The organism is Sphingomonas aerophila, from assembly GCF_014199305.1.
GTDB lineage: Bacteria > Pseudomonadota > Alphaproteobacteria > Sphingomonadales > Sphingomonadaceae > Sphingomonas > Sphingomonas aerophila.
This window is the reverse complement of record NZ_JACIJK010000008.1, coordinates 163943-177789: the sequence shown is the minus strand read 5'-3', so window position 1 is coordinate 177789 and position 13847 is coordinate 163943. Positions and strand designations below refer to the sequence as shown.

The 13847-nt window shown below is 65.1% G+C and carries 13 protein-coding genes; 5 read left to right on the top strand and 8 right to left on the bottom strand.

Going from position 1 to position 13847, the window contains the following annotated elements:
* Positions 1 to 5: 5 nt before the first annotated feature.
* The 3 genes from rpsK to FHS94_RS13875 form a co-directional block, all read right to left on the bottom strand.
* Positions 6 to 395: a 30S ribosomal protein S11 gene (gene rpsK / locus FHS94_RS13885; protein ID WP_184058855.1), complete on the bottom strand. Its 390-nt coding sequence runs from the start codon at positions 393 to 395 to the stop codon at positions 6 to 8.
* Positions 396 to 491: 96 nt separating this feature from the next.
* Positions 492 to 860: a 30S ribosomal protein S13 gene (gene rpsM / locus FHS94_RS13880; protein WP_184058853.1), complete on the bottom strand. Its 369-nt coding sequence runs from the start codon at positions 858 to 860 to the stop codon at positions 492 to 494.
* A gap of 192 nt (positions 861 to 1052) precedes the next feature.
* A complete protein-coding gene (locus tag FHS94_RS13875; protein ID WP_343055294.1) occupies positions 1053 to 1331 on the bottom strand; it encodes a hypothetical protein in 279 nt (92 codons plus the stop codon).
* Between the two features lie 177 nt (positions 1332 to 1508).
* Here FHS94_RS13875 and acnA point away from each other — a divergent pair, with 177 nt between their 5' ends.
* Positions 1509 to 4199, top strand: a complete 2691-nt coding sequence (gene acnA / locus FHS94_RS13870; RefSeq protein ID WP_184058851.1) for an aconitate hydratase AcnA — start codon at positions 1509 to 1511, stop codon at positions 4197 to 4199.
* Entirely contained in the window at positions 4196 to 4609 is a 414-nt protein-coding gene (locus FHS94_RS13865; protein ID WP_184058849.1) for a DUF2147 domain-containing protein, read from the top strand. Before acnA ends, FHS94_RS13865 begins: the two co-directional genes overlap by 4 nt.
* Before the next feature lie 7 nt (positions 4610 to 4616).
* On the opposite strand, the gene FHS94_RS13860 is transcribed toward FHS94_RS13865, so the two are convergent.
* Positions 4617 to 6035 (bottom strand): amino acid permease, encoded by a 1419-nt coding sequence (locus FHS94_RS13860; RefSeq protein ID WP_184058846.1) that lies wholly within the window; start codon positions 6033 to 6035, stop codon positions 4617 to 4619.
* Between the two features lie 111 nt (positions 6036 to 6146).
* Here FHS94_RS13860 and FHS94_RS13855 point away from each other — a divergent pair, with 111 nt between their 5' ends.
* Positions 6147 to 6620 carry a nuclear transport factor 2 family protein gene (locus FHS94_RS13855; RefSeq protein WP_184058845.1) on the top strand — a complete coding sequence of 158 codons (474 nt, stop codon included), beginning with the start codon at positions 6147 to 6149 and terminating at the stop codon, positions 6618 to 6620.
* Between the two features lie 4 nt (positions 6621 to 6624).
* On the opposite strand, the gene FHS94_RS13850 is transcribed toward FHS94_RS13855, so the two are convergent.
* Complete coding sequence (locus tag FHS94_RS13850) at positions 6625 to 8271, bottom strand: amidohydrolase (RefSeq protein ID WP_184058843.1); 1647 nt, start codon at positions 8269 to 8271, stop codon at positions 6625 to 6627.
* A gap of 56 nt (positions 8272 to 8327) precedes the next feature.
* Between FHS94_RS13850 and FHS94_RS13845 the strand changes: the two genes are divergently transcribed.
* Both FHS94_RS13845 and FHS94_RS13840 read left to right on the top strand, forming a co-directional pair.
* Positions 8328 to 9569 carry a threonine ammonia-lyase gene (locus tag FHS94_RS13845; RefSeq protein ID WP_184058841.1) on the top strand — a complete coding sequence of 414 codons (1242 nt, stop codon included), beginning with the start codon at positions 8328 to 8330 and terminating at the stop codon, positions 9567 to 9569.
* Positions 9570 to 9708: 139 nt separating this feature from the next.
* Positions 9709 to 10503, top strand: a complete 795-nt coding sequence (locus FHS94_RS13840) for an arginyltransferase (RefSeq protein ID WP_184058839.1) — start codon at positions 9709 to 9711, stop codon at positions 10501 to 10503.
* A 27-nt stretch (positions 10504 to 10530) separates the two neighbouring features.
* Here FHS94_RS13840 and FHS94_RS13835 read toward each other — a convergent pair whose 3' ends face one another.
* The 3 genes from FHS94_RS13835 to FHS94_RS13825 are packed head-to-tail and all read right to left on the bottom strand — an operon-like array spanning position 10531 to position 13774.
* A complete protein-coding gene (locus FHS94_RS13835) occupies positions 10531 to 11337 on the bottom strand; it encodes a transglutaminase family protein (RefSeq protein ID WP_184058836.1) in 807 nt (268 codons plus the stop codon).
* On the bottom strand, positions 11337 to 12275 hold the full coding sequence (locus FHS94_RS13830) for an alpha-E domain-containing protein (RefSeq protein WP_184058834.1): 939 nt from the start codon (positions 12273 to 12275) through the stop codon (positions 11337 to 11339). The genes FHS94_RS13835 and FHS94_RS13830 overlap by 1 nt, the downstream gene beginning before the upstream one ends.
* Positions 12275 to 13774 (bottom strand): circularly permuted type 2 ATP-grasp protein, encoded by a 1500-nt coding sequence (locus FHS94_RS13825; protein WP_184058832.1) that lies wholly within the window; start codon positions 13772 to 13774, stop codon positions 12275 to 12277. Before FHS94_RS13825 ends, FHS94_RS13830 begins: the two co-directional genes overlap by 1 nt.
* Between the last annotated feature and the right edge of the window lie 73 nt (positions 13775 to 13847).

Here is a 13847-nt window from a genome sequence, read left to right as displayed (position 1 = left end):
CGAAATCAGACGCGACGACGCTTGGACGGGCGCACGCCATTGTGCGGGATGCTCGTCACGTCACGGATCGAAGTGATCTGGAAGCCAACCGCCTGCAGCGCGCGCAGCGCCGACTCACGGCCCGACCCGGGGCCCTTGACCTCGACCTCGAGCGTGCGGACGCCATGTTCCGCGGCCTTCTTTCCTGCATCTTCAGCTGCGACCTGCGCCGCATACGGGGTCGACTTACGCGAACCCTTGAAGCCCATCATGCCGGCGGACGACCAGGAAATCGCATTGCCCTGCGCGTCGGTGATGGTGATCATGGTGTTGTTGAAGCTGGCGTTGACGTGCGCCACGCCGGCGGTGATGTTCTTGCGCTCGCGACGGCGAATGCGCTGTGCTGGCTGAGCCATGTGGTGAAACCCTGACCTTTATGTCGTGATCCGGAGGGCGGTGGACCGTATGGCCTCTGGCCCGCCCCCGGCGAAGTAAACCGTCCCTTGAACGGTTTACTTCTTCTTACCTGCGATCGGCTTGGCCTTGCCCTTGCGGGTGCGCGCATTGGTGTGCGTGCGCTGGCCGCGGACCGGCAGGCCCTTGCGGTGACGCAGGCCACGATAGCAGGCCAGGTCCATCAGGCGCTTGATGTTCATCGCTGTTTCGCGACGGAGATCGCCTTCCACCGTGTATTCAGCGTCGATCGCTTCGCGGATCTGAAGGACTTCCTGGTCCGTCAGGTCCTGAACGCGACGCTCTGGAGCGATGTTCAGCTTTTCAGTAAGCGCCTTGGCATGGGTGCTGCCAATGCCGTGGATATAGGTCAGCGCGATTACCACGCGCTTGTTGGTCGGGATGTTGACACCCGCGATACGTGCCATGAACTTGTTTCTCCTAGCTCCACAGCGACGGCATGGCAGCCAGTCGCTATCTCGACGCGTTAGCCCCGAACGAACGATAGCGGCGGTCGCGCGCACGCGCCGCCGGAACCGGGCTATCGGGGTCGTTCGCTGGTAAGGGTCAGGACGCGTGCTGTCAACAGGTACGAGGCGACCCGGGGAACCGAATGCGGTTCAAAGCGTGTGCTGGTCTGCAGCGCCGAGCCGCCACCAGCGCTGCATTGCTACACCGGTCCAGACAAGCTCCACCAGCCCGAATGGCCACGCGCCCTGAAGAAACCCATAAACCGAACTCATCACACAGCCGCCGGCGAAGGCGAGCACCCAGCCGCGCCCCCGGCTTTCCAGTACATAGCATAACATCGTGAAGCCAACCGAGATGAGGCCGAAGGCGGTAAGCGCATCCATGCCATCGCCCTGCCACCACGGCCGGGCGACGTCACGCAATCTCATGACGGCGCACCCTTTTGCGATCACTTCTCGACCCGGCGTGCGCGGGCGCAAAGCTTATCGGGCCAGCCCTTCCCCCACCGGTTTGTCGTTGCTAAGGCCCATCCGCAACGTGATTTTTCGCCCGCCCCTGCGCGCCTCAGCGCGCGCGACCGTTGGCCGGCACTTGAAAGGACGCACATGACCGCGATCGGCCAGGACTCGCTCGGCACCCGTTCCATGCTTGAGGCCGGCGGCCAGAGCTATGACTATTACTCCCTCGCCAAGGCTGCGGAGAAATATGGCTCGATCGACCGGCTGCCCTTCTCGCTGCGCGTGCTGCTGGAGAACATGCTTCGCTTCGAGGATGGCGTAACCGTCACCGAAGCGGACGTGCAGGCGATCGTGGACTGGCAGAATGATCCGGTCGCCCCGAACCGCGAGATCCAGTATCGCCCGGCGCGCGTTTTGATGCAGGACTTCACCGGGGTTCCCTGCGTGGTCGACCTTGCCGCGATGCGCGACGCGATCACGAAACTCGGCGGGGATGCCGCCAAGATCAATCCGCAGGTGCCTGTGCACCTCGTCATCGATCACTCGGTCATGGTGGACGAGTTCGGTACGCCTCAGGCGCTGAACGACAACATGGAGCTGGAATACCAGCGCAATGGCGAGCGCTATGAATTCCTGAAATGGGGTTCCAAGGCGCTCGACAACTTCCAGGTCGTGCCGCCGGGCACCGGCATCTGCCACCAGGTGAACCTCGAATATATCGGCCAGGCCGTCTGGGCCTCGGCCGAGACGGGCGAGCACGCCCAGGGCAGCAACAAGATTGCGTACCCGGACACGCTGGTCGGCACCGACAGCCACACCACCATGATCAATGGCCTGGGCGTCCTCGGCTGGGGCGTTGGCGGGATCGAGGCGGAGGCCGCGATGCTCGGCCAGCCCGTGTCCATGCTGATTCCGGAAGTCGTCGGCTTCAAACTGATCGGTGAGCTGAAGGAAGGCATCACCGCGACGGACCTGGTGCTCACCGTCACCCAGATGCTGCGCAAAAAGGGCGTGGTCGGCCGGTTCGTCGAGTTCTATGGCCCGGGCCTCGCCTCGATGACGCTTGCCGATCGCGCGACCATCGCGAACATGGCTCCTGAATATGGCGCGACCTGCGGCTTCTTCCCGATCGACGAACGCACGATCGAATACATGAAGCTGACCGCCCGCCCGGCCGAAACGATCGCACTGGTTGAGGCGTATGCGAAGGCAAACGGCTTCTGGCGTCATGCTGACAGCCCCGACCCCGTGTTCACCGACACGCTGGAGCTCGACATGAGCACCGTGGTCCCCAGCCTTGCCGGTCCCAAGCGGCCGCAGGACAAGGTCGCGCTGAACAAGGTCGACGAGGTGTTCAACGGCGACCTGTTCAAGATCTATCACAAGGAACGCCCAGAGCGCGTCGCGGTGAACGATCGTGACCACGACATCGGCGACGGCGACGTGGTGATCGCGGCAATCACCAGCTGCACCAACACCTCGAACCCCAGCGTGCTGGTCGCCGCAGGACTCGTTGCCCGCAAAGCGCGCGCCGCTGGCCTGAAGCCGAAGCCCTGGGTCAAGACGTCGCTCGCCCCAGGGTCGCAGGTCGTCACCGACTACCTCACCAAGGCGGGACTGACCGAAGACCTCGACGCGCTCGGCTTTAACCTGGTCGGCTATGGCTGCACCACCTGCATCGGCAACTCGGGCCCGCTGCCCGCACCGATCAGCCAGGCGATCAACGAGAATGATCTGGTCGCCGCCTCCGTCCTGTCGGGCAACCGCAACTTCGAAGGGCGTGTGTCGCCAGATGTGCGCGCCAACTTCCTCGCCAGCCCGCCGCTGGTCGTTGCCTACGCGCTGAAGGGCACGGTGACCGAGGACATGGTCGAAACGCCGCTCGGCCAGGGCACGGACGGGCAGGACGTCTTTCTGAAGGATATCTGGCCGACGAATGACGAGGTCGCGTCGGTGATGAACGCCAACATCGACGATGCCATGTTCCGCGCTCGCTATGGCGACGTGTACCGTGGTGACGACAAGTGGGCCGGCATCGACGTCAGCGGCTCCGACACGTACGACTGGCCCGCAGCGTCGACCTACATCGCCAACCCGCCCTACTTCGATGGCATGGAGATGACGCCCAAGCCTGTCACCGACATCATCGAGGCGAAGCCGCTGGCGATCCTTGGCGACTCGATCACCACCGATCACATCAGCCCCGCAGGGTCGATCAAGGCGGACAGCCCCGCGGGCAAGTGGCTGAGCGAGCGGCAGGTCAGCCGTCACGACTTCAACAGCTATGGCGCGCGTCGCGGCAACGACCATGTCATGGTCCGCGGCACCTTCGCCAACATCCGCATCCGGAACGAGATGGTACCGGGCGTCGAGGGCGGCATGAGCCGCTTCGGTACCGAGATCATGCCCATCTATGACGTCGCCATGCGCTACAAGGATCAGGGCACGCCGCTGGTCGTGGTCGCGGGCAAGGAATATGGCACGGGCTCATCGCGCGACTGGGCGGCGAAGGGCACCAACCTGCTCGGCGTCCGGGCGGTGATTGCCGAAAGCTTCGAGCGTATCCACCGCTCGAACCTAGTCGGCATGGGTGTCCTGCCGCTCCAGTTCGGCGAAGGCGTGACCCGCCAGACCCTGGGCCTGACGGGCGACGAAACCTTCACGATCGAGAATGTCGCTGGCCTGCGCCCGCGCCAGGACGTCGAGGTGAAGCTCACCCGCGCAGATGGGTCGACCGAGACGTTCGTGACCCGCTGCCGGATCGATACGGTGAACGAGCTCGAATACTTCCTGAACGGCGGTATTCTCCAGTACGTGCTGCGCAAGCTCGCCGCATGATCCGGCGGCTCGGGGCGGCGATCGTGCTGGCGTGCTCACCCGCGCTGGCTGCCGCCGCCCCGGCGCCCATCGTCGGCCGTTGGCTTACGGCCGAGGGCAAGGCGATCGTCGAGATCGAACCCTGTGGCTCTGCGCTTTGCGGCCGTATCACGCGTATCCTGAAACCCCGGCCCGGCGGCCCGGCCGTGGACGCCAACAACCCAGACAAGACGCTGCGTACGCGCCCGATCCAGGGCCTCGCGATCCTGACCGGGTTCGCCCCATCGGGTGGCCGGTGGAAGGGGCGCATCTACGATCCGGAAAGCGGGAACACTTACCGGTCCGAACTCATCCGCTCCGGCTCCACCCTGAAGGTGAAAGGGTGCTGGACCTTGATCTGCCGTACCCAGCAATGGTCGCTGGCACGCTGAAGCGCGGCTAGAAGCGACTCCTGCCCTGCAGCGCAGCGCTAGCCCGGCCCCGCGCATAGATGAAGTAGACCAGCAGCCCCAGGGCGTTCCACGCGATAAACGCGATCTGCGTCACCGCCTGCAGGCTAGTGAACAGATAAAGGCACCCGAGGATCGCCAGAGGAGCCACGATCCATGCGGCCGGGGTCCTGAACGGCCGGTGCAGGCCCGGGTCGCGCCGACGCGACACCAGCACGCACACGGCGACCGCCACGAACGCGCACAATGTCCCCGCATTGGCCAGGCTCGCGATCACATCGAGCGGCACCAGGCCCGCAACGATGGCCACGAGCACGGCGGTCAAGGCCGTGATCCGCGCCGGGGTACCCCGTGCCGAAACGCGGGCCAGGCCTGCCGGCAGGAAGCCGTCACGTGCCATGACAAGGAAAATCCGGCTCTGCCCATAGAGGAAGGCGAGCAGCACCGTCGGCAATGCTACCGCCGCGGCGATACCGACGATGGTCGCAATGCCACCCTGCCCCAGCTCGCGCAAAATCAATGCGAGTGGTTCCGTACTGTCGGAGAAGCGCGTGAAAGGCAGGGCGCCGACCGCCGCTGCTGCGACGACCAAATAGATGGCGGTGCACGCGACCATCGACCCGATGATCCCGATCGCCAGGTCACGCTCGGGCCGCTTGGTTTCCTCCGCCGCAGTCGAGATCGCGTCGAACCCATAGAACGCGAAGAAGATGATCGCCGCTGCGCCCATCACCCCATATTTGACGCCGCCGGCGGCAGTCTGGCTCCCGAAGCCATAAGGCGCGAAAGGATGAAGATTTGCTCCCTTGAACGCCGGCAGGGCGACCGCGACGAACAGCGCCAGCGTGATCAGCTTGAGCACGACGAGCGCGAAGTTTACGCGCGCGCTCTCCCGGGTGCCCAGCATCAGAAGGGCGGCAACCAAACCGATGATCAGCACGGCGGGCACGTTCACGACGCCGCCCAGTGCGGGCCCTGCCGTTATCTGGGTGGGCAAGACTATACCGAACCATTTCAGCGCCCCCACCGCATAGCCGGACCATCCCACCGCGACGGTCGAGACCACCAGCGAATATTCGAGGATGAGGCTCCACCCCACCACCCAGGCGATTACCTCGCCCAGCACAGCGTAACTGTAGGTATAAGCGCTACCGGCCGCCGGAATGGCGCTCGCCATCTCGGCATAACAAAGCGCGGCGCACGCGCAGATCGCGCCCGCAATCGCGAAGCTGACAAGCACCGCCGGTCCAGCCCGGTCGGCCCCAACTCCGATCAAGGTCAGAATGCCGGTTCCTACGATCGCTCCAATGCCCAGCGCCACCAGATGCGGCCAGGACAGCGTGCGCGCCAGTTCCCCTGCCCCATGCGGGCGTGGTGCATCGATTGGCTTGCGGCGAAACAGGCTCAACTTCGTCCCCCAGGATGACATGTTCTCGTTTGAACAAGCATGCGGCGGTTCGGCTGTCGGGGCAAGGCGCACGGGCTTTGCATAGCCGGCCGTGGGGACTAGCGTGCCGGCATGATCCCTATCCTGCTCGCCATGGCCGCGGTTGCGGCTCCCCAATCGGACCGCCTTCCGCCCGCCAAGCCGCTACCGATGGCTGTTGATGGTGAGGAGGGCGCCGTGATGCGTTCGGTCTCTGCCCTGCTGCGCGCGATTGAACGCGGGGACGGCCCCGCGCTTCTGGCCACGGTCAACGCCGACGGCGCGGCAACGGTGGTGGCTGACGGGCGCTCGCCCAAGACGATGCGTTGGGTCGACCTCGCGTCAGGCCTGAAGGCGGACAACAGCCGCGCCGAGGAAAGGCTGGGCACGCCCGCTATCGAGTTCGACGGGGACGTCGCGATGGTCTGGGCACCCTACACCTTCCTCGTGAACGGGGCTGTCCATCACTGCGGCTACGACCATTTCGACCTAGTTCGTCAGGCGGGCAGTTGGAAGGTGCTGAACGTCACCTGGTCGCAGCGCACCACCGGATGCGCCGCGCCCTGATGCCTTACTTGCGCTCGTAGACCTTGCGCCCGTCAATCCAGGTTTCCTGCACCTTGGTTGCCCGAAGATCGGTGGGGCTGGCGAGCAACGGGTCGCGGTCGACGATGATGAAGTCCGCGTGCTGCCCGGGGGCGAGCCGCCCGAACTTGTCCTCGGCAAAACCGGCATAGGCCGCGCCGCCGGTGAACGCCCACCACGCCTGCTCACGGGTCACCCGCTCCTCGGGCCGCCATCCGCCAAAGGGTTGCCCGTTCTCATCCTGCCGAGTGAAGGCGGCCGCCCAGCCGGCCCAGGGATCGGGCTTTTCGACCGGGTAATCGGACCCAAAGGCGAGCTTTGATCCGTTTCGCAGCATGGCGTTCCAGGCATAGGCGCCGGCCAGCCGGTCGGGCCCCAATCGCGCCTCCGCCATCACGCGATCGCTCGTTTCGTGGGTCGGCTGCATTGAAGCGATCACGCCATGCTGTCCAAAGCGGGGCAGGTCGACGGGATCGATGATCTGCGCGTGTTCGATCCGCCAGCGCCGGTCGCCCTTGAACGTGTCACCGATCTCGTCGATCGCGTCGAGCACCTGCGCATTCGCCCGGTCTCCGATCGCGTGCACCGCGACCTGGTACCCGTCCATCGATGCGCGCACCATCAGGTTGCGGATCACGTCATCCGTCATGAAGCCAGCCCCGGTCTGACCCGGCGCGTCGGCATAAGGCCGCTTCAACCATGCTCCCCGCGACCCGAGCGCGCCGTCGGCATAAAGCTTCACCCCGCCCATGCGCAGGCGGTCGTTATACAGCCAGGGTGTCGGGCCACTGCCACCGATTTGCACGGCGGTGTCGACGCCCATGGCATAGCTAAGGATGCGCACCCTCAGCAGCCTGAGGTCACCTAGCCGGCGATAGCTCAGCCATTCGTCGAGCGATGTGCCCATGTCAGACGTCGCGGTCACGCCATAGCTCAGCAGCGTGTCCTGAGCCTTCAGGATCGCAGCGTCCCGATCCTTGGCAAGCGGAGCAGGAATCACCCGCTGGACCAGGTCCCGAGCCGCATCGACGAAGACGCCGGCGGGTTGTCCGCCCGGCCCCTTCTCGATGCGCCCGCCCGCCGGACTCGCCGTCCTTGACGTGATGCCCGCCTCACGCAGGGCCGCGGTGTTGCCCCATGCGGCATGGCCGTCCGCCCGCGCCAGCCACACCGGCCGATCCACGATTGCTGCGTCCAGCTCGGCCGCAGTGGGGAAGCGGCCCAGACCCCAGAACTCCTGGTTCCAGCCACCACCGATGATCCAGCGCTTGTCCGGATTTGCACGCGCGTACGCGGTGATCTTTGCCTGCGCTTCGGCCAGGGTACGCGTATCGGACAGGTCAAGCTCGATGGACCGGAACCCAAGCTCCGTCACATGGCCGTGCGCATCGATCATGCCCGGCATCAGCACCCGGCCCTTCATGTCGGCCCGCCAGTCGAGCTTGTCGGGCCGTTTCTCACCCGCCTTCATCAGCCTGGCCACCTTGCCCTCCGGCGTGACGAGCAGGCCGGTGAACCGCACCACCTCCCCCTTTTCGTTCAGGGTCAGGCCGGTGACATTGTCGACCAGGCCGTCCGCCAGTGCCGGGGGGGAAAGAAGCAGCGCCGCCGCCGCGAACGGGAGTTTGTGCATGGCCCGGGCGCATAAGCGGTGTTCCCCGCCCGCGCCAGATGGTCTAGCCCGCGATCATGGCTACCCAGCACGCCCAGACCGAGGCTCTCCCCGTCCAGATCGACGACGTCGTCGCCGCCCATGCACGGATCAGCGACCAGATCGTGCGAACGCCGACGCTGATCAGCCGCACCTTGTCCGATCTGACCGGCGCAACCGTGTACCTGAAATTCGAGAATCTTCAGTTCACCGCTGCCTACAAGGAACGCGGGGCGCTCAATACGTTGTTGCAGCTGTCGGAAGCGGCGCGAAGCGTCGGCGTGATCGCGGCGTCGGCGGGCAACCACGCACAGGGCCTCGCCTTTCACGCCAATCGGCTCGGCATACCCGCCACCATCGTGATGCCGCGCAACACTCCCATCGTGAAGGTGGTGCAGACCCAGGGTCATGGCGCGACCGTGATCCTGGAAGGCGACACATTCGATGCCGCTTACGCCCATGCCCGCATCCTGGAGGGCGAGCGCGGCCTGACCTTCGTTCACCCCTTCGACGATCCCCGGATCATCGCAGGCGCTGGCACCGTCGCGCTAGAGATGCTGGCCGACGTGCCGCAGATCGACACGTTGGCTGTCCCGATCGGCGGCGGTGGGCTGATCAGCGGCATGGCAACGGTCGCCCGTGCCCAGTCACGCCTGGTTGAGGTGGTCGGCGTCGAGGCGGAATTGTTCCCGTCCATGTACAACCGGATCAACGGCACGGACATGCCCTGTGCCGGCGATACGCTGGCGGAGGGCATCGCGGTCAAGGAGCCTGGCGGCATCACCAGCCGGATGGTCGCCGAGCTGGTCGACGACATCGTGCTCGTGTCCGAGCGGAGCCTGGAAGAAGCGGTGTCCCTGCTGCTCCAGATCGAAAAAACGGTGGTGGAGGGAGCGGGAGCGGCCGGCCTCGCCGCCCTGCTCGCGCATCCCGAGCGCTTTCGCGGGCGCACCGTCGGTGTGGTTCTCTGCGGCGGCAACATCGACACGCGGCTGCTCGCCAACGTGCTGCTGCGGGACCTCGCCCGGTCAGGCCGCCTCGCCCGACTGCGTGTCCGGCTTCAGGACCAGCCCGGCGCGCTGTTCAACGTCGCCCGCATTTTCGAGGCGGAGCGGGTCAACATCATCGAAGTCTATCATCAGCGGGTGTTCACCACCCTCCCCGCCAAGGGCCTGATCACGGACATAGAATGCGAGACGCGCGATCGCGCTCATCTGGACAAGCTGGTCGCCGCGTTGCGGGCGAGCGGATACGAAGTGGCACCCGTCGAGCTGGCCTGACCCGCCGCTCGACGTCAGGGCACCAACATACGACCGTTTACCCTCTTTGATGGTAAACACGCTTTTCACGACCTGCGATGTAGCCATATAAGGTCGAAATGCGCCGGGTTGCCCGCGCCCGAGGAGTACGTCAGCTACCGTGACCGCGCCGTTTCGCTTCCCTCGCTTTTTCGTGACGAGCCCGGCGCCGTGTCCGTACCTGCCCGGGCGCCAGGAGCGGAAAGTCTTCACGGAACTGACCGGTCCCCATGCCGGCGAGCTGAACGACGCGCTGGGCCGTATCGGCTTTCGCCGCTCCCAAGGTGTCGCGTATCGGCCATCCTGCGCAGGCTGCACGGCCTGCGTTTCAGTCCGCGTGGTGACGCCTGAGTTCGAGCCCAACAGCAGCCAGCGCAAGCTGATCAGGCGCAATGCCGATCTGCAGGTGAGCGCTTGCCGCGCCTGGGCGACTGACGAGCAGTTTCAGCTTCTGCGCCGCTATCTGTCCGTGCGTCATCCGGGCGGTGGCATGGTGGGGATGGACGAGGACGATTATGCCGATATGGTCGAGCATAGCCCCGTTCAGTCGATGATCGTGGAATATCGCGAACCGTCGACCAACGGCCGTCGCGGCCGTCTGGTCGGCGCATGCCTGACCGACCGTCAGGCTGATGGTCTGTCGATGATCTACAGCTTCTTCGCGGCCGACGAGGAGACCCGGCCCGGGCTCGGCAACTTCATCATCATGGACCATATCATGCGAGCCCGCGAAGCTGGGCTGCCCTATGTGTACCTCGGCTATTGGGTGAAGGGGTCACCGCGGATGGCGTATAAGACCCGCTACCGTCCGATGGAGGTCTTGGGGCCGCAGGGCTGGCGCTTGCTCGGCGATGATGACCTGCGTACCCCGGTGTCGCTCGAGGAACAGCTATCCATCCAGCAAGAACTGGTCTGATCAATATCCGTCTATGTCACGGCGGGATCAGCCCTGCCTCGATACTGTAACGTCGACGTCCAGATCTTCTTCCCCAACGCCCAGCCGCGATCCGGCAACCGGCGCCGCACCTGCGGCATCCAGCGCAACCGCAACGCGTACATAATCTTCTTCAGGACAGCGGCCTGTGCATGGGTCGAACCCGACCCAGCCAAGCCCGTCCACATGCGCTTCCGCCCAGCTATGTGGTGCGGGCGCGTGCCTTCCCAGGAAAGCCGCCGCGGAATAGCCGGAGACATACCGAGCCGGGATGCTCAAGCTCCGTGCCGCAACCGCAAAGATGTGGGCGAGATCACGGGGCGTCACGCTCGGTTCGCCAAAAGCCGCACCTGCGGCCAGCGGCGTCTCAGGACGCTTCAGGTCCACTCGAGAACGCTCATGCAGCGCCGTGTTGATCGCATGCAGCGCCGCAAGAGGTTGAGCGTCGCCGCCAATGCCCTGGGCCCACGCCGTGATAGCCGGATCGGGAAGGGTTGCCTCTGTCGCGCGCAGGAACACGGCCGGGGCAAGCGGTTCACCCGCGCCGTGCAGCACGCCATCGGAATGGCTGGTCACGACCTCCCCCTCGACCGCGATTTCGATCGAGGTGACCGGGCCATTCACATACAACATCGTCACCCGATTGCCCCAGCCGTCACGCCCGTGACGCATATGGGCGTCGCGATCGACGTTGATCTTCCAGTGCGCGACCGTCTGGTCGTGGGTGTCCGGCGGGGTCAGCCGCAGCATCTGCACCAGCCGCGCCTGCGGAGCGGAGAAGCGATAGGTAGTGCGGTGGTCGATCGACAAGCGCATCAGGCGAACGCGAACTGCCGACCGATTGCCGCATGCAGCAGGTCGTTCTCACGGATAAATGACTCGAGATACTGGTGAAGTCCCGACGCGATTACATCGCCTGATCGAGTGCGCTCCATGCGGTCGCGCCGCGCCCGTGCCATCCGGTCCGCCTCACCATGCCGCCCGGCGCGACCAGCCAGCAGGTTGAGGATCTCGACCGCCTCCCTTGAAGAAGCTGCGATGGAGCGGGGCATCTCGGCACGCGCAATCAACAGGTCGATCACGCTCGCTGGCGTCAGCCCCTCCGAATACAACCAACGATAGGCAGTCACGGCGGACACGGTCTGCAGGATCGTGGTCCATTGGTCCCGGTCGATCACACCCCCCACACGCTCGCCCTCCGGCAGCAACAGGTGGTATTTGACGTCGAGCAATCGCGCCGTGTTGTCGGCACGCTCAACGGTTTGCCCCAAGCGAATGAACCAGACGGTTTCGTTGCGGAGCATACGGGCGATCGCTCCCTCAAAGCCGCGGGTCTCGTTCTTCACCCCGTCGATCAGGGCCAGCATCTGCGTAGTGTCGCAGGGCTGGCTGTGCGGCTGCCCGAACAGGAGCCACGCGCGATTGATCGCCGCCCAGGCCTCCCGAGTGAGCGCGGTGCGGGTCGCGCGCGCGTTCAGCCTCGCTGCTTCAACGCAGCGCTTGATGGAGCCCGGGTGGCTCATGTCGATCGTCAGGAAACCTCCGACGGACTCCGACGACACAGCCTCACCGCGCGTCCCGAACGCGGCCTCCGTATCCGTCACGGCCAGGGCCGACGCCCAGGCCGCCTCGCCAGCCGGGCGCGACGACAGCATGTCCAGCCGCACCGTCGCCTCCACCAGCCTGGCGATGAAGTCCGCTCGCTCAAAATAGCGGCCGAGCCAATAGAGCGAGCTGGCAGTACGGCTCAGCATCAGTTCTGCTCCTGGCGCATACCGCCCATTGTCTGCGTCATTCCGCTGGGCCCCATGTTCTGGACCGGGCCGTCGGGGACGAGGACGAAGCTGTCCTTGGTACCCCCGCCCTGGCTGGAGTTCACCACCAGCGATCCTTCTTTCAGGGCAACGCGGGTCAGCCCGCCCGGCACCACCTGCACCCCGTTGGCGCCGGTCAGAACAAAGGGGCGAAAATCCACGTGGCGGGGGCTGACGCCAGTGTCAGTCAGCGTCGGCACCGTCGACAAGGCAAGGGTGGGCTGGGCAATGTAGCGATGAGGCTCCGCAATCAGCGCCGCGCGAAAGCGTTCGACCTCGTCACGGCTGGCTGTCGGGCCGACAAGCATCCCGTAGCCACCGGACCCGTCCACCAGCTTGACCACCAGTTCGCCCAGGTGATCGAGCGTGTAGCGCAGCGCTTCGGGCTCGCGGCACCGCCACGTTTCGACATTGGGCAGCTTGACCTCGCCACCTGAGTAAAAGCGCACTATCTCCGGCATGTAAGAGTAGATCGCCTTATCATCCGCGATGCCATTCCCGGGCGCATTGATGATCGCGACATTACCCGCGGCATATGCGGCAATCAGTCCCGGTACACCGAGCATCGAATCCGGCCTGAACACAAGCGGGTCGAGGTAATCGTCATCGACGCGGCGATAAATCACATCGACCCTGACGCGCCCGGCAACCGTGCGCATCCAGACGATGTCATCGTCCACCTCCAGGTCGGCCGCTTCCACCAGCTCGACCCCCATGGAATCTGCCAGGAAGCTGTGTTCGTAATAAGCGGAGTTGTAGTGCCCGGGCGTCAGCACCACGCAGACCGGGGTTCCCGTGCCCCTGGGCGCAACCGATTTCATGGTTTCGAGCAGCCGGTCGGGGTAGCTGTCGACCGCCTCAACCCGATAACTTCGGAACAGTTCGGGACACAGCCGCAGCATCGCCTCTCGGTTTTCCAGCATGTAACTGACGCCCGAGGGCGTGCGGGCATTGTCCTCCAGGACGAAGAAGTCGTCCGGACCGGTTCGCACCAGGTCGATGCCGCAAATGTGCGCCCAAACGCCGTGAGGCGGGCGCATGCCGGCGATTTCCGGCCGGAACTGCGGGTTGGTGAGCACCAGATCGGCTGGCAACACGCCCTCGCTCAGGATGCGCTGCTCGCCGTAAATGTCATCGAGAAAGGCGTTGATCGCCTCGACCCGCTGGACCAGTCCTTCGGACAGGCGAGTCCATTCCTCGTGCAGGAAGACGCGAGGCACGATGTCGAACGGAATGATGCGCTCAGCGGCTTCCGTCTCGCCATAAACGGCGAAGGTGATCCCGAGTTGGCGGAACGCGGCTTCCGCGCTCTCCTGGCGCCGGCGCAATTCATCGCCACTGGTGTTTTCGAGCCAACGGCCAAGCGCGGCGAGTTCGGGTCGGGGCGGCTTGTCGCCGGAAAGGCCCATGATCTCGTCGAACGCCGGTCTTGTCTCCATTCAGTCGCAATCCCTTTAAGGCGCGCCGGTTCCCCGATGCGACGGTGCTTTGCTCTCCGTTGATGCTTCTGGC